Genomic DNA, 14,782 nt, shown 5'->3' on the forward strand with positions numbered 1-14,782 from the left:
GTTTTTCAAACTATTTAGCCTTTTTCGTCGACTCAGTCGCCTGTTTGACTGACTCGAGTGGCGTCACCTGCATCGGCAGGTATTTCCGGGTCGCCTTGAGCTCACTCAAATAGGGGCCTTTATGCAGTTTTTCCGGCCATTTGAGCAGCATCATCGCCAGCACATTACGGTGTTCACCCAGGGCCAGCGCCGGGTTACCTTTGGGGGAGCGAATAAAGTCCACCTCAGGATCGAAGGACTTGATGATGTGCGCCTGAGTGGCTTTCACCATGGGATGATCTTTGCCCTTGCCGGCGAGCAGATAGCTTATTCCTACTTCGGCAATAATATCGTTGGTGGCATCACTGAGGATCCGCTCGCGGTTGGCTTCGAAGTAGTCGAGGATCCAGGCGAACTCCTTGGCATCTACCGGGTGCTGATAGTATTCACTGGCGGCGAAGATAAAGTGAGTCAGGCCATAGAGCTTATTGCGATATTGTGCCTTACTGAGCTTGCCATCCTCGGCATCCGGGTAGACACGTTTGAAGGCGGCTTTGTAGTCTTCCAAATAATCGCCAACGCCAAGCTGCTTGGCCCAGTAAACATAATTGATCAGCTGCGCCGCCCAGGCTTCAATCATGGCTTCGTCGGTCAGGCCGTGCTCCAGATCTGTACTCTTGAGCCCCTTGAGCAACTTGTCGTGGCAGGGCCCGGTAAATCCCAATTCATCTATGCGACTGGCGTAGCGCAGCAGCACATCGGTATAAAACAGAAATTCGGGGAAGGGTTTGAGCGCTTTTTTGCGTGCTTTGGCCCGGGGGCCATTGCCCAGTTGGGATATCGCCTTGAGCGATTCACTTTTGACAAATTCAGGGTCGTCCAGTTGGCAGGCATAGAAGCTTTGCGCTTCAGTAACCGCAAACAGATCCACCAAGGCGGCGTTGGCGTACTGCTCGTCACCTGTCATCCGATAGAGGCGGATCCCGTAATGGCCCTGCACCCTGGGTGGCAACTGGTAGAGATGCTGCTCCAGATTCTGCTGAATGCGTTGATAAACCTCATCAGCGCTGGGCTGGCTCTTGGCGGCCAGGGTACTGCTCATCACTCCCAGGCAGAGGGCAAGTGTCAGTTGACCGGTTCTCTTGAGTATTGGCATCGCGTATCCTCCGGATGAGTGTGGCCGCATCGGCAGCGCCAAACAGGCTTTGCAAACGGGCGACCATAGGTTGGGCTGATTCGTTGACCAGCAAGAGATCAAATAGTTGCGCCGGGTTGCAGTCCCGGGTGTGAACATCTATTGCTTTGGCAAGTTGCTGTTGCCAGAGCCCGAGATAATAGAGCGGCCCCTGATCGCTGATGGCGCCAAAGCTGTAGCTATAATCACTGACTTCGGGCCAGGAGCCATTAAAACTGGCTTCAAACGCCTTGTGTAGCTGTGGGTATTGGCTGTTGCCAAAGGCTTCAAAGCTGGCGAGGGCTACTTTGGCACGAAACACCTTGAGCTGTTGCTGGTATTCTTCGGCCAATTGTTCGCGCGAGCCGGGAGCCGGCTTGAGTGAAAACGCAAAGGCACCGCTCAGATAGCGCTCAAGCCAGGCTTTGCCCACTCCGGCGCCATCCTGAGGCAACTCCAGACTGTTGTTGAGATAATAACGGCCGCCGCCACTGAGTTGGGCTATGGCGGCGCTCAGGGAAGAAACTGCGGTCTGATAATCTTTTAGCCTAAGTTGCTGAGGCTTAAGCACCAGCTCGCTCTGGCCGGTTTGTTGGCCGACAACGGCGCGGCGCAGCATTTTATGGCGGTTGTGTTTGCCTTCGCTGATAAGAAGTTCACCCAGCAGCCGACCATGGTGATACACCCTGAGCCAGTCGTCGTTAATCTGCTCTGCGGTTAATCCCAGCGGTTTGAGATGGTCAAACAGAGCTTTTAGTACTTCAGAGCCTTTGAGGGCGACCATTTCGGTTGACTGGGCCTGCTGTAACTCGCGGCCCAGATCCCAAGGGGCGTAATCCAGTTTTTGGGTGCTGGCATTGAGAAACTTGGCCACATCGTTTGGCGTGCTCAGCAACTGAGAACTGAGGATAAAATCACTGTAGCTCGGGTAACCATGCGCTTTGGCTTGTTGTTGTCTCAGGGCAAAAACGGATGACAGCGGCAGTTGATTGCGTAATCTGGCGCGGCCCTGATAAGTGCGCCAAACCTTGGCGCGACAATCACCATCGGCCTGTTGCATCAAGTAAGAGGCGATATTGACCGCAAAAAAGCCGGGCTTTTGGGCTGATTGAGCAGCTTCCTGCTCCGCTGAATCCTCTTCGGGATTGAGAGCCTGTTGCATGCCGGGCAGGGTACATTGTCCCAACTCCAGCTTGAGATCGTCACTGCGCATTCCCTGGCGAATGCTGGCCTGGGCGCCATGAAGACGGGCCTTTTCCTCTATGCCCAGATGTTGCTGCATCAACCAGTCCAACCTCTGGGCCAATGCCTGAAGCTGTGGCTCATCATCCTGGTTCAGTTCGGATGTCAGGCTTATCAGCGCCGGTTCGCTCAGGAATCTATCCATGGTGTCGGCCAGTTTCAACTGACACTGCAACAGCAACTCATGCTGAGCCGCTGACAGGGGAAAACTCCGATAATAACCGAGGCGGTCATTGATATTGTGCAGCCCGAGGGTTTGTCGCTCCAGCAACTGCAGATCCTGAAATTCAGGTTGAAAATTGCTGCTGTATTCGACACATTGGGCCGTCAGCAAGGGGACGGCATCAGGCGCGGCCAGGGCAGGGGAAATGCCCGAGGCCACAGTCGATGCCAGCAGCGACGCCAACACCGACAGTGGCAGCCTGGACTTGAGGCGAGATGGACTCAGGCCGGAGTTAACGGCTGGCAAAGTGCTTCTTGGCATAAGCGACCCGTTCTTCCACTGACATGGGTTTGCCCGTCATTCTTTCCACATGCTGCAGCCTTGGCAATATCCCCATGCCATTGGCTATCTGGATGGCAAGCCCGGGACGGGCGTTGAGCTCCAGCAGCAGTGGACCCTTGTTTTGATCCAGTACCATATCGGTCCCCAGATAACCCAGTTCGCACATCTCATAGGCGCTCGAGGCCGTGTGCAACAAGGTATCCCAGTGGGGCACCTCGATTTCAATCAGGTTACGCCCCGTGTCCGGATGCAAATCGACCGGGCAGTCAAACTGCACCGCATGCAGACCGCGGCCGGTAGCGATATCCAAGCCGACACCAACCGCGCCCTGGTGCAGGTTGGCCTTGCCATCGGAAGCGGCGGTGGACAACCTGAGCATTCCCATCACAGGAAAACCCTTGAACACTATCAGGCGGATATCCGGAACCCCTTCATAGCTGAAGCCATCGAATACGGGATCGAACTCAATCAAGCCCTCAATAATGGCCACATCCGGCTTGCCACCGAGGGAGAACAGGCCGCTGAGGATATTTGAAACGTGGCGATCAACTTCGCTCGGGGTGACTTCATTGCCGTTGGGCTTATAGAAGCGACCATTCTCCACATGGGTGATCACCAAGATCCCTTTGCCGCCCGAGCCTTTGGAGGGTTTGATCACAAAGCCGCTGCGATCTTTTACCTGCTCGGGAATGCTATTGATACCGTGTTGCTCGCGCACCACGCCTATCAGATCGGGTACGGCAATATCATTGGCAAGTGCCAGTTGCTTGGTGGTGAGCTTGTCGTCCACCCGTTTGTAAAACTTGCGCGGATTGTAGCGGCCAATATAGTCGATATTGCGCTTGTTCATATTCAGCACGCCAGCGCGGCGCAGCTGCCATGGCCAGGCAAAATTCATCTTATTCTCCTGCCAGTGGCTTGAAGCGCTTGAGCTCCAGCAGTCGATAACCCGTGTACTGACCCATCAGCAGCACCAGCGCCAGGATCACCAAATGAATACCCAGGAAGTTGAACACCCAGTGCTGTACCCAAGTGGCGCTCATGGCCAGATAAGCCAGAGTGGCTACCAGAAGTGAACCGCCACCTTGCACCATCACCTCTTTGGCACCTTCCTCTTCCCAGAGGATAGACATACGTTCAATGGTCCAGGCGAGAATGATCATCGGGAAGAAGGTGATAGTCAGGCCTTCACTGAGCCCAAACTTGTACGACAGCAGGGTAAACAGGCCTATGATGCCTATCACCACTATGATCACCGCCGATATTCGCGAAATCAGCAACAGGTTCAGATGCGATAGATAGGAGCGGATCATCAAGCCAAAGGCCACAATCAGCAGGAAACCTATCAAGCCGGTCAGCAGTGTGGTCTGGATAAAGGCCAGGGCGATAAGTACAGGCATGAAGGTACCTGAAGTCTTTATTCCTATGATAACCCTAAGGAATACCACCATCAGCACTCCGATGGGGATCAGCAAAATACCCTTGAACAGGCTCTGTTCTTCCAGCGGCAGTTGATAGAGGGAAAAGTCGATGGCGTTGTTTTTGGCCATCATGTCTATGGAGGTCGCCAGGGCTGAACGTGTGTCTTTCAGCATGGAGAAGTTGACCTGGGAGTTGCTGCCACCCAGAACGTCCAATACCGATTTACCGCTGCGCTCCCACAGCACCATGTTTTCCGGACGGCCCTCTGTGCCTTTGACCAGATCGAACAGGTGCCATTTACCGTCCTGATAGACTTCGACAAAGGGAGAAAGTTGCTGCCGACGGCGCTGATCTTCCAGATACAGACCATTGACTTCCTGAGTTGGAATACCGCGGCTATTGAGCATATGGACAAACAGCTTGGTGGGTGAGTTGGCCGACAGCAGCAGCTCTATGTTCTGACTGCGATCGCGACCGGCAATGGCGCGCATGATCTCACGGGCAAAAGAGAGGTTACCGGCACTGCGAGCCCAGGCTTCGTCCATCACCTGCTCGGCGGCGGCTTTCTCGGTCGCAGACCAGATATAAGGTGCAGGCGGCAGAGGTTCTTCCTGAGCCTTGAGTATTTCACGGCCAGTGGGGATCAGGGTGACCTTGTAGTAGAGGTCCTGTTGGCCATTGGCTTGACGAATCGACCAAAGCGCGCGGCGGCCCTGTTCATTGTTGCTGATAGTCAGGCCATAACCCGGGGAGGTGGCATTTTCCATCAAGACTTCAAATGCCGGATCCTGTGGCAGAGAGAAAGAGACTTCTGCCGGGCCACCCGTACCCTGAAAACTGACTTTGGCATCGACAGCCCAACTTTGTACCTGCTCACCGGGCAGGAAGGGCACATTGTGTTCAATACCACGATAAATACTGGCGCTGAGCCCAACAATAAACAGCAGAGCTACCACTAGGTAGAAAGGTTTCCGTGAATGCATTACCGCTCCTATTTATGGCTCGAAATCACTAAGTCTTTGGCTTTGCCGTGCAGGTAAGCTTGGCCTACGTCGACAACGGCTATGTCTTTCATAAACTTGCGGCCGAGCAGCAAAGGATATTCGAGGTGACTGCGGTCGGTAAGGTTAAGATCGGTTTCGGCGGCATATTTGCCTATTTTAAGGTGGGCGTGGATCACCGGACGGCGATCGTCTTTTTCATCGGCGTCTTGCTTGATACGGACAAAACGTACCACCTTGGATTCGAAAGTTTTTCCCGGCGCATCCGCGCCATTGATCATCACATCGAATCTAACCCACTGGGCGCCATCACGTTCAAACAGAATAATGTTGCGGGCATCGAGTGAAGAGGATTCGGCACCGGTATCGATACGGGTATCGAAACTGGCATTCAGCTCATCGATAAAGACGCTCTCGACTTCACCGAGAATATATTTGTCGCCAATAGGTGAAGCTTCGCAGGGCGCAGGCACCTGTACTTCCTTGATGGTTTCCTTGGGGGGCTGCTGCAGTTTCTTCATCTGCTGTTGCAAACCCTGAAGCTGAGTATTCAAGGCATCCAGATGCTGTTGCTGTTGATTCTGAGCCTGAGCAATCACATTGACTATGCTGGCTTCCTGAGAGGCGAGGTTGGACTGCAAGGTCTGGGCGTCGACCGGCACCGGGGCATTTGCCACTTCCTGAGTGCTGGCGCAGCCGCCGGCAAGTGTTGCCATGGAGGCCATGACGGCGATTGAAATCGTCTGTTTCAACATAGTGCTTCCTGTATTCTGTTTTCCAGATTGCGTCACTTTTATATAGGGTTCGGTGAACTCGACTTACTTAATCGCGATAAAGGTTGCCCGTTTGGGGGCGGGGTAACCTTCCACTGTCAAATTGATGTCGGTCGGATCGAGGTAATCCACCAGAGATTCGTTGCGCATCCAAGGCGTGGAGCGTTGCTCGGCCAGTGAAGTGACATCGACGTCGACACAGCGAACCTCACGAAAATCGCACTTCTCAAGCCAGAGTTGCAACGCGGCAACGGACGGAATAAACCATACATTATTCATCTTTCCATATCTATCCCGTGGCAGCAGTACGGCATTTTCATCACCTTCTATGACCAAAGTCTCCAACACGAGTTCACCTCCGGTTCGCAATTGATCACGCAATTGCAACAAGTGGTCAATTGGTGAGCGCCTGTGGTACAGCACCCCCATGGAGAACACAGTATCGAAGGCGTCCAGTGGCGGCAGTTCTTCTATACCCAAAGGCAGCAGGTGCACCGGCGGAGTCCCGCCGGCCAGGCGTTTGACCGCTTCAAACTGGCATAAAAACAGTGAAGAGGGGTCGACACCTACCACCATTTTGGCGCCTTCACCATACATGCGCCACATGTGATAGCCGCTACCGCAACCCACGTCCAGCACGGTTCTGCCTGCCAGTGGGCTGGTATGGGGCGCGACCCGCTCCCACTTCCAATCGGAGCGCCACTCGGTATCGATATGAATGCCATGGATATGAAATGGCCCCTTGCGCCAGGGATGCAGCAACTGCAGTAGGTTTTCCAGTTTTTCCCGCTGCCCCGTTGCCAGTTGCTCCCCGGAACCTATGGTGACACTGTCTTTGAAATCCAGGCTGTCGGGGCTGGGGTAATTGAGCTTGGCGAGCACCTTCTCCCACTTGGGCAGGGCACCGTGCTTGTGCTCTCTTTGCCAGTCGCCGAGTTTGGCCGGCAGTGTTTCCAACCAATGCTGCAGATTGGAGTCGGCAATCTGTTGATAGAAATTACTGAAACTGATCACTTGATAGCTACCATGGATGTGAAATTGAAGCACTGGAACCAGACACCGTAATGGGCAAAACCGGCCTGGGATAATCTGTTGTAGTGATTGTTGAGTTGATCGGGTTTCATCACGTTTTCCAGTGCGCTGCGCTTTTGGCTGATCTCCAACTCGCTATAGCCATTGGCGCGTTTGAAATCCAGATGATGTTCATCCAGTACTTGCTGGATAACCTCATCGCCGAAGCGGATTTTTTCCGACAGCACCAAGGCGCCACCGGGTCTTAAGCCGGCATATATTTTCTGGATCAGGGTATCGCGATCCTCGGGCGGCAGAAACTGTAAAGTAAAGTTGAGCACCACCAAGGAGGCGTCTTCGATGACGATATCACGAATATCACCACAAATAAGCTGCACCTGGGTATCGCTGACATAAGCATTGAGATACTCCTGACAGCGCTCGGTCATCGCCGGCGAGTTGTCGACGGCGATAATCTCGCAACCTTTGCCTTCAATGCGCCTACGAATACTTAAAGTTGCCGCGCCAAGAGAACACCCTAAATCATAGACTTTACTGTCTTGTGTCACAAAGCGCTCGGCGAAGTCGCCAATGGTGTTGATGATCTGGCCGTAACCCGGCACAGAGCGGCGGATCATATCGCTGAATACGCCGGCTACCCTGTCATCAAAAGCAAAGTCTGAGACCTGACCGCAGTCAGTCGCATATATGGTGTCTTGAGAAGTGTTCATCTGAAATCTTGTGCGGGAAAATCAGTGACGTATTTTACCGAATCCCGCGTGAAAGCAGCAAGTGCGCTCTGGTAATTGACGCAAATTTTTTGTCTAATAGTGCAGGAATAACAAAATAATTACATCGCCTTACCAGGAAATAAGCACTTGAAATCGCTGACCTCTCTTTTGAGTCTATTGTGTGTGCTCGTATGTCTGCCGCTGGATGCGGCCACTCAAGTCCAGTCCCCCGCCAAACCACTCGTCATAGTGATGGGGGAGGATAGTTATCCCTACCAATTTGTTGATGATGCCGGCCAGCCACAGGGGATCCTGGTTGATCTCTGGCAGGAATGGAGCCGGGTCAATCAAAGACCCATCACACTAGTGGCGCGGCACTGGAACGATTCCCTGAAGCAGCTCAAAGAAGGCAAGGCGGATGTACACCTGGCGTTGGCGCTGACCCCGGAGCGCGAGGCCGAATTTGAATTTGCCAAGCCCATCAGTCGTATTGACACCTACCTCTATCTGCACTCTGAACTGAGGCACAAGGACAGTTTTGAGAAGCTGCTGCCGTATCGGATAGGGATAGTCAAAGGCTCGTCCCACGAATCGGATCTTAAGGCTCAGGAGTCCGGCCTTTCATTTGCCTTATACCCAGGTCGCGACGCATTGCTCAAGGCGGTATCCCGCGGAGAAATCAAGGTGTTTGCCGGCATGGAAGGGTATCTACGTGACCGGCAATTGGCCCGCAGTATTGCCCAGCAATATCCCACCGCCAACCGGATGCTGATAAAGCATTCGCCGGTGGCGCCGGCTGTCGCCAAAGGCAGGCAGACCTTGGTGGCTGAAATCAATAATGGCTTTGCCCAGATCACTCCTGAGTTTATCGTTCAGACCCAGAGGCGCTGGCTGGGGTATCGCGCCGATCAGCATGGGATCACGGTTGCCATGCCACTGAATATGGAGCCGTTTTCCGATCTTGGCCCGGATGGCTTACCCCACGGCCTGTATGTGGATATCTGGCACAAATGGTCCGCCAAAACCGGGGTGCCGGTGGAGTTTGTTGCCGGTAGCATGAACAGCACTCTGGAGCAGGTCAAGCAGGGGATTGTCGATGCCCATATAGGTTATCCGGAAAGTGACGATCTCAGCTCTGGACTCAAGCGTGCCTGGCACTTACACACCCAAAGCAGCCGTCTGTTTCTCAAAGGTCAGATGGAGAGCCCGCTGTCGCTATTGGACGGCAAACGCTTGGGGATTTTCCCATCATCGCCTTATATCACAGAGCTGAAACAGGCCTTGCCCAAGGTACAGCTCAAGTATTTCGACTCTCTCGATGCCATGGTCAATGCCGCCGACCGGGGCGATATCTCAGGCTTCGTCTCGCCCTCGGCCTGGACTCAGCATTATCTGTTGACTCATGGACTCTGGGCCGGTTACCAGCAAGCAAAAGCCTTGCAGTTCAGCTCAGATATCTATGTGTTGACCCGCCGCCAGGACGATGGCCTGACCCAAAGGCTGATCGCCGGCTTTAATCTGTTGACCCGCGAGGAGTTGGCGGCGCTGGAAAACAAATGGATGCTCAATAGTGACGATCATGTTTACAGCAGGGATCAGAGTCGGCTGCCATTGACCCAGGCAGAGCTGGGCTATCTTGAAAGCTTGCCCGAGCTTAAAGTGGGTTACCTCAAGGGTTGGCCCCCCTTTGAATTCAAGGATGAGCAGGGGCAGTTTGCCGGAATTAATGCCGACGTGATGACGAGGGTGGCGCAACAGTTGGGGCTTAAACTGCTGCCCGTGGCTTTCGATGAGTGGCGCGATCTCCTCAAGGCGCTTGGCAGCGGCGAAGTGGTGATGGCCGCCAGTCTGGCGGCGAGGGACGAGCAACATGCTGCGCTGGCTTTTTCCGACGGTTATTGGCCATCGCCCTGGGCCATGGTTTCCACCGTGGATCATCTGAATCTTTATAGCCTGGGACAACTCAATGGCCAGCGGGTGGCGATTGTTGAAGGTTATCAGTTGGCCGGTGAGCTTATGGCCAAGAGCCAGGGCATAAGCCCAGTGTTGGTGCCCGGCATGCGCGAAGGGTTGGAAGCCGTCAACCTGGGAAGGGCAGATCTCTTTATCGATAAAGTGGTATCGCTGGCCTCGGCACTTTCTACCGGACAATATCCGGCGCTGAAGATGAACCTGATAACCGATATGGCCGATCAAAAGAGCCATATTGGCGTCACGCCCGGCTATAAACCCTTGGTGCCTTTGATTAACCGGGTAATAAGCGGTATAGATGACAGCCAACGGCAAAGGATCCATGAAAAATGGGTTGGCACTGTGATTACCGACAAGAGCCAACAATACAAGGAGTGGTTGGGCTATTTTTTGTTGGCACTCTTGATTGCGCTGTTTATTGTACTGCTGGTGTTGCAGCTCAATCGGCGTCTCAGCCGGGAAATGAACTTAAGGCGTGAGGCCGAGCTCAAGATGAAGCATCTTGCCAATCATGATCCGCTCACCGGCTTACCCAACAGGGCACTGCTCGATGACAGGCTGGAGCAGGCGTTTTTGCAACATGCCAGAGAGCAGGAGCGTTTTGCCGTGCTGTTTTTGGATGTCGATGGCTTCAAAGCCATAAACGACACTTATGGTCATGAGGTGGGTGACAGAATGTTGGTGCAGGTCACTCAGCGCCTGGCCGCCGTGATCCGTAAATCTGATACTCTGGTGCGCTTTGGCGGTGACGAGTTTGTGGTGATACTCAATCGAATTCAGGATTTCGATGCCGTCTGTCAGGTGGCGGATAACTTGATCCAATCGCTTGCCGGACCACTCAAGTGGCAAAACATCAGTGTGCAGCTGTCACTCAGTGTCGGGATCAGCGTGTATCCGGTGGACGGCGACAACGCCATCGAACTGCTCAAACGGGCCGACCAACTCATGTATCGCGCCAAAGAGAGTGGCGGCAGTTGTTATCGCAGTGCCTGATTGTTGTTATTTTGAACGCTCGTGCCTTGACCTTGGTTCAGCCACTGGTCAAAGGGAGTAAACTGTTTGATACTTCACCGTCTGAAAGTGAAGTACTTTGGTAAGTGGCAGATATTCTCTATAATGCCGCTCTTATCGTGTTGAATCGTTCCAGAGCTCAGCAGGCCGGAATAAAGGATATAAAGCAGATGCGCAGTCATTATTGTGGGGACGTAAACAAGTCCCACGTTGGACAAGAAGTGACCCTGGTGGGTTGGGTGAACCGTAGCCGCGACTTGGGTGGTGTGGTGTTTTTGGATCTCCGGGATCGTGAAGGACTGATCCAGGTAGTATATGACCCGGACTTGCCTGAGGTTTTCGATGTCGCCAGCACACTGCGCAGCGAATTCTGTGTTCAGGTTAAAGGTGTGGTCAGAGCCCGTCCCGACAGCCAGGTCAACGCCCATATGCGTACCGGCGAAATCGAGGTGCTGGGTAAGGAACTGACCATAATCAACGCCGCCGACCCACTGCCGCTGAGTATGGATAACTTCCAGAACAACAGCGAAGAGCAGCGTCTCAAGTATCGCTATCTGGACCTGCGTCGTCCGGAAATGGCCCAGCGACTGATTTTCCGCGCCAAGGTCACCAGTGCGGTGCGTCGTTTTATGGACAGCAATGGTTTTTTGGATATCGAAACCCCTATTCTGACCAAGGCCACGCCGGAAGGCGCCCGTGACTATTTGGTGCCAAGCCGCACTTACAAGGGGCAGTTTTTCGCCTTGCCTCAGTCGCCTCAGCTGTTCAAACAGCTGTTGATGATGTCAGGTTTCGACCGTTACTACCAAATCGTCAAGTGCTTCCGTGACGAAGACTTGCGCGCCGACCGTCAGCCTGAATTTACCCAGATTGATATCGAAACCTCTTTCATGAGCTCTGAGCAGGTGATGCAAAAGACTGAGGAGATGGTGCGCGGTCTGTTCCTCGAATTGCTCAACGTGGATCTGGGTGAATTTCCGACCATGACCTATGCCGAAGCCATGCGTCGTTTCGGTTCTGACAAGCCGGATCTGCGTAACCCACTGGAACTGGTGGACGTGGCCGATCTGGTCAAGGATGTTGAGTTTGCGGTATTCAACGGCCCAGCCAACGATGTTGAAGGCCGAGTGGCGGTTATCCGGGTGCCGGGCGGCGCCGAGTTGTCCCGTAAGCAGATAGACGACTACACCAAGTATGTCGGTATCTACGGTGCCCGCGGTCTGGCCTGGATGAAGGTCAACGACCTGGCTGCCGGCATGGAAGGCATTCAGTCACCTGTGCTCAAGTTCCTCAATGAAGATATCGTCAAGGCGCTGCTGGAACGCACCGGCGCGCAAAGCGGTGATATCATTCTGTTTGGTGCCGACAAGGCCAATGTGGTTGCCGAAGCCATGGGCGCGCTGCGTCTGAAACTGGGTGAAGATTTCAACCTGCTCAAGGGCGAGTGGGCGCCGCTGTGGGTTGTTGACTTCCCTATGTTTGAAAAGGCAGATGGTCGCCTGTACGCAGTGCACCATCCGTTCACCGCGCCAAGGGGCGTGACTCCGGCTGAGCTGGAAGCCAACCCGGCCGAGACGGTATCCGACGCCTATGATATGGTACTCAACGGTACCGAACTCGGCGGTGGCTCTGTGCGTATCCACAACCAGGAGATGCAGGCCACAGTATTCCGTATTCTCGGGATCACAGATGAAGAAGCCAAAGAAAAATTCGGCTTCCTACTGGAAGCACTGCGCTACGGCACACCACCGCACGCAGGTTTGGCCTTCGGTCTCGATCGTCTGGTAATGCTGATGACCGGCGCCAGCTCGATTCGTGATGTGATGGCATTCCCGAAAACCACTACCGCAGCCTGCCCGTTGACCAATGCACCGGGTGAGGCCAATCCACAACAACTGGTGGAATTGGGTATCAAGGTTGCTGAAAAGGCGGCCGACAAAGCTGAAGTCTGAAGGACTGAGCTTGAAGTCATAAAAGTGTGAATCAAACCGGGGCATAAGCCTCGGTCTGTTTTTTTACCGGTTTGAATTTAAACCGGTATTGAGAGGAGATATACCTATGGCAGGTCATAGTAAATGGGCCAACATCAAACACCGCAAGGCAGCTCAGGATGCCAAACGCGGTAAACTGTTCACCAAACTTATCCGCGAGCTGACAGTATCAGCCCGCGAAGGTGGCTCAGATCCGGATTCCAACCCCCGTTTACGTGCCGCTATCGACAAAGCGCTGTCCAACAACATGACCCGTGACACAGTCGAACGTGCGGTTAAGCGCGGTGCCGGTGAACTCGATGGCCAGTCGCTGGAAACCGTGGTTTATGAAGGCTACGGCCCGGGCGGCACCGCCGTGATGGTCGAGTGTATGACAGACAACCGCAACCGCACTGTTACCGGCGTACGTAACGCCTTCAATAAGTCCGGCGGCAACCTGGGGACAGATGGCTCAGTGGCTTATCTGTTCACCAAGCAGGGCGTTATCAGCTACGAAGAGGGCGTTGATGAAGATGCCATCATGGAAGCCGCGCTGGAAGCCGGTGCCGAGGACGTGGTCAGCAATGATGACGGCTCTGTGGATGTTTACACAGCACCTGCCGATTTCGGTGCGGTGAAAGATGCGCTGGATGCCATTGGGGTTGAAGCGGTGAATGCTGAAGTGACCATGGTGCCATCGACCAAGGCCGATCTGGATGAAGATACCGCCGCCAAGTTTCTGCGTCTTATCGATACGCTGGAAGATCACGACGACGTTCAGGAAGTCTATCACAACGCGGAAATTGCCGATGATGTGATGGAACGCCTCGGTTAAGGCGGGCTATGGCGATTATTTTGGGTGTCGACCCTGGCTCGCGGATCACTGGCTACGGCGTGATCCAGTGTCAGGGAAGGCACCAGATTTACCTCGGCAGCGGTTGCATTCGCACCAGCTGCGAGGATCTTCCCTCCCGTCTCAAACAGATATTCGACGGCCTGTCGGAGATTATCCGCCAATATCAGCCGGAGCAGTTTGCCATTGAGAAAGTGTTCCTGGCCAAAAATGCCGATTCGGCGCTGAAATTGGGCCAGGCCAGAGGCGCGGCCATAGTGGCGGCCACAGTGGCGAATTTGCCGGTGGCTGAATACACGGCGACCCAGATAAAGAGCGCCGTGGTCGGGACGGGCAGGGCCCAGAAAACTCAGGTACAACACATGATCCAGCAGCTGCTCAAACTGCCGGCCGCCCCGCAGGCGGATGCGGCAGATGCGCTCGCCGTGGCCGTGTGTCATTATCATACTTGCCAGAGTCTGGTTGCCCTCGGCGGCCGGGCAACGGCCCGCAGCTATGGAAGATACAGATGATAGGGCGTTTACAGGGAATATTGCTGGAAAAGCAAGCTCCGGAAGTGTTGTTGGATGTGCATGGCGTGGGCTATGAACTGCAGATGCCGCTGACCAGCTTTTATGAGTTGCCGGAACTGCAACAGAGCACCACTCTCTATACCCACTTTGTGGTGCGTGAAGATGCTCAGCTGCTGTATGGTTTTATTACCAAGCAGGAAAGAGCGTTGTTCAGGTTACTTATCAAGGCCAATGGGGTCGGCCCCAAGTTGGCGCTGACCATACTGTCGGGGCTGACGGCGCAGGAGTTTGTCAGTTGTGTCGAGCGCGACGATATCGCCACCTTGGTGAAACTGCCGGGGGTGGGCAAGAAGACCGCCGAGCGTTTATTGGTTGAGATGCGCGACAAGCTCAAGAGCTTGATGGAAGCCTCCAGCGGCAATGAGCGTGAGTTTGTGCTCAAGTCCAACTTTACCCCGGTAGAAGCGCCAAACAGCGCCGAAGAAGATGCCATTGCAGCCTTGCTCTCTTTGGGCTATAAACCCGCCCAGGCCAGCAAAGCGGTTTCCAGCGCCTTTGTTGAAGGCATAGATTCAGAAACCCTGATCAAGGCCGCACTCAAATCCATGCTGTAACATGGAGCGGATA

Annotated in this window: 12 protein-coding genes; 5 read left to right on the forward strand and 7 right to left on the reverse strand. The window is 54.1% G+C overall.

The genetic code is table 11. The features are described 5' to 3' along the window. Window positions 1-10: 10 nt before the first annotated feature. The 7 genes from ACF8D4_RS02425 to cmoA all read right to left on the reverse strand — a co-directional run bounded on the left by ACF8D4_RS02425 (window position 11) and on the right by cmoA (window position 7,838). Window positions 11-1,081 carry a DUF3541 domain-containing protein gene (locus ACF8D4_RS02425; RefSeq protein WP_243880708.1) on the reverse strand — a complete coding sequence of 357 codons (1,071 nt, stop codon included), beginning with the start codon at window positions 1,079-1,081 and terminating at the stop codon, window positions 11-13. Beyond that, window positions 1,041-2,879, reverse strand: coding sequence for a M3 family metallopeptidase (locus tag ACF8D4_RS02430; protein ID WP_144220165.1), 1,839 nt, complete (start codon window positions 2,877-2,879; stop codon window positions 1,041-1,043). Before ACF8D4_RS02430 ends, ACF8D4_RS02425 begins: the two co-directional genes overlap by 41 nt. Further along, complete coding sequence (locus ACF8D4_RS02435) at window positions 2,851-3,798, reverse strand: alpha-L-glutamate ligase-like protein (RefSeq protein WP_025009688.1); 948 nt, start codon at window positions 3,796-3,798, stop codon at window positions 2,851-2,853. The genes ACF8D4_RS02430 and ACF8D4_RS02435 overlap by 29 nt, the downstream gene beginning before the upstream one ends. Before the next feature lies 1 nt (window position 3,799). After that, a complete protein-coding gene (locus ACF8D4_RS02440) occupies window positions 3,800-5,305 on the reverse strand; it encodes an inactive transglutaminase family protein (protein ID WP_028779244.1) in 1,506 nt (501 codons plus the stop codon). A gap of 8 nt (window positions 5,306-5,313) precedes the next feature. Continuing rightward, on the reverse strand, window positions 5,314-6,078 hold the full coding sequence (locus ACF8D4_RS02445) for an ATP-dependent zinc protease (protein ID WP_037436565.1): 765 nt from the start codon (window positions 6,076-6,078) through the stop codon (window positions 5,314-5,316). A 63-nt stretch (window positions 6,079-6,141) separates the two neighbouring features. Next, window positions 6,142-7,110, reverse strand: coding sequence for a tRNA 5-methoxyuridine(34)/uridine 5-oxyacetic acid(34) synthase CmoB (gene cmoB / locus ACF8D4_RS02450; protein ID WP_144168676.1), 969 nt, complete (start codon window positions 7,108-7,110; stop codon window positions 6,142-6,144). After that, on the reverse strand, window positions 7,107-7,838 hold the full coding sequence (cmoA, locus tag ACF8D4_RS02455; RefSeq protein WP_167716271.1) for a carboxy-S-adenosyl-L-methionine synthase CmoA: 732 nt from the start codon (window positions 7,836-7,838) through the stop codon (window positions 7,107-7,109). The genes cmoB and cmoA overlap by 4 nt, the downstream gene beginning before the upstream one ends. Before the next feature lie 147 nt (window positions 7,839-7,985). Here cmoA and ACF8D4_RS02460 point away from each other — a divergent pair, with 147 nt between their 5' ends. From ACF8D4_RS02460 to ruvA, 5 genes are all read left to right on the forward strand, one after another. Then, entirely contained in the window at window positions 7,986-10,802 is a 2,817-nt protein-coding gene (locus tag ACF8D4_RS02460) for a diguanylate cyclase domain-containing protein (protein ID WP_392468273.1), read from the forward strand. A gap of 188 nt (window positions 10,803-10,990) precedes the next feature. After that, on the forward strand, window positions 10,991-12,772 hold the full coding sequence (gene aspS / locus ACF8D4_RS02465) for an aspartate--tRNA ligase (RefSeq protein ID WP_025009690.1): 1,782 nt from the start codon (window positions 10,991-10,993) through the stop codon (window positions 12,770-12,772). Between the two features lie 106 nt (window positions 12,773-12,878). Then, window positions 12,879-13,625 carry a YebC/PmpR family DNA-binding transcriptional regulator gene (locus tag ACF8D4_RS02470; RefSeq protein ID WP_025009691.1) on the forward strand — a complete coding sequence of 249 codons (747 nt, stop codon included), beginning with the start codon at window positions 12,879-12,881 and terminating at the stop codon, window positions 13,623-13,625. A gap of 8 nt (window positions 13,626-13,633) precedes the next feature. Next, window positions 13,634-14,155 (forward strand): crossover junction endodeoxyribonuclease RuvC, encoded by a 522-nt coding sequence (gene ruvC / locus ACF8D4_RS02475; RefSeq protein WP_025009692.1) that lies wholly within the window; start codon window positions 13,634-13,636, stop codon window positions 14,153-14,155. Beyond that, window positions 14,152-14,769, forward strand: coding sequence for a Holliday junction branch migration protein RuvA (ruvA, locus tag ACF8D4_RS02480; RefSeq protein WP_025009693.1), 618 nt, complete (start codon window positions 14,152-14,154; stop codon window positions 14,767-14,769). Before ruvC ends, ruvA begins: the two co-directional genes overlap by 4 nt. Window positions 14,770-14,782 lie beyond the last annotated feature (13 nt).

Source organism: Shewanella sp. YQ_9 (assembly GCF_043103185.1).
In the GTDB taxonomy this organism is placed as follows: domain Bacteria; phylum Pseudomonadota; class Gammaproteobacteria; order Enterobacterales; family Shewanellaceae; genus Shewanella; species Shewanella algae.

Excerpts from the sequence above, each read along its gene's own strand:
- ACF8D4_RS02425 (WP_243880708.1), bottom strand. The coding sequence starts at position 1,081 with ATGAGCAGTACCCTGGCCGCCAAGAGCCAGCCCAGCGCTGATGAGGTT.
- ACF8D4_RS02430 (WP_144220165.1), bottom strand. The coding sequence starts at position 2,879 with ATGCCAAGAAGCACTTTGCCAGCCGTTAACTCCGGCCTGAGTCCATCT.
- ACF8D4_RS02435 (WP_025009688.1), bottom strand. The coding sequence starts at position 3,798 with ATGAATTTTGCCTGGCCATGGCAGCTGCGCCGCGCTGGCGTGCTGAAT.
- ACF8D4_RS02440 (WP_028779244.1), bottom strand. The coding sequence starts at position 5,305 with ATGCATTCACGGAAACCTTTCTACCTAGTGGTAGCTCTGCTGTTTATT.
- ACF8D4_RS02445 (WP_037436565.1), bottom strand. The coding sequence starts at position 6,078 with ATGTTGAAACAGACGATTTCAATCGCCGTCATGGCCTCCATGGCAACA.
- cmoA (WP_167716271.1), bottom strand. The coding sequence starts at position 7,838 with ATGAACACTTCTCAAGACACCATATATGCGACTGACTGCGGTCAGGTC.
- aspS (WP_025009690.1), top strand. The coding sequence starts at position 10,991 with ATGCGCAGTCATTATTGTGGGGACGTAAACAAGTCCCACGTTGGACAA.
- ACF8D4_RS02470 (WP_025009691.1), top strand. The coding sequence starts at position 12,879 with ATGGCAGGTCATAGTAAATGGGCCAACATCAAACACCGCAAGGCAGCT.
- ruvC (WP_025009692.1), top strand. The coding sequence starts at position 13,634 with ATGGCGATTATTTTGGGTGTCGACCCTGGCTCGCGGATCACTGGCTAC.
- ruvA (WP_025009693.1), top strand. The coding sequence starts at position 14,152 with ATGATAGGGCGTTTACAGGGAATATTGCTGGAAAAGCAAGCTCCGGAA.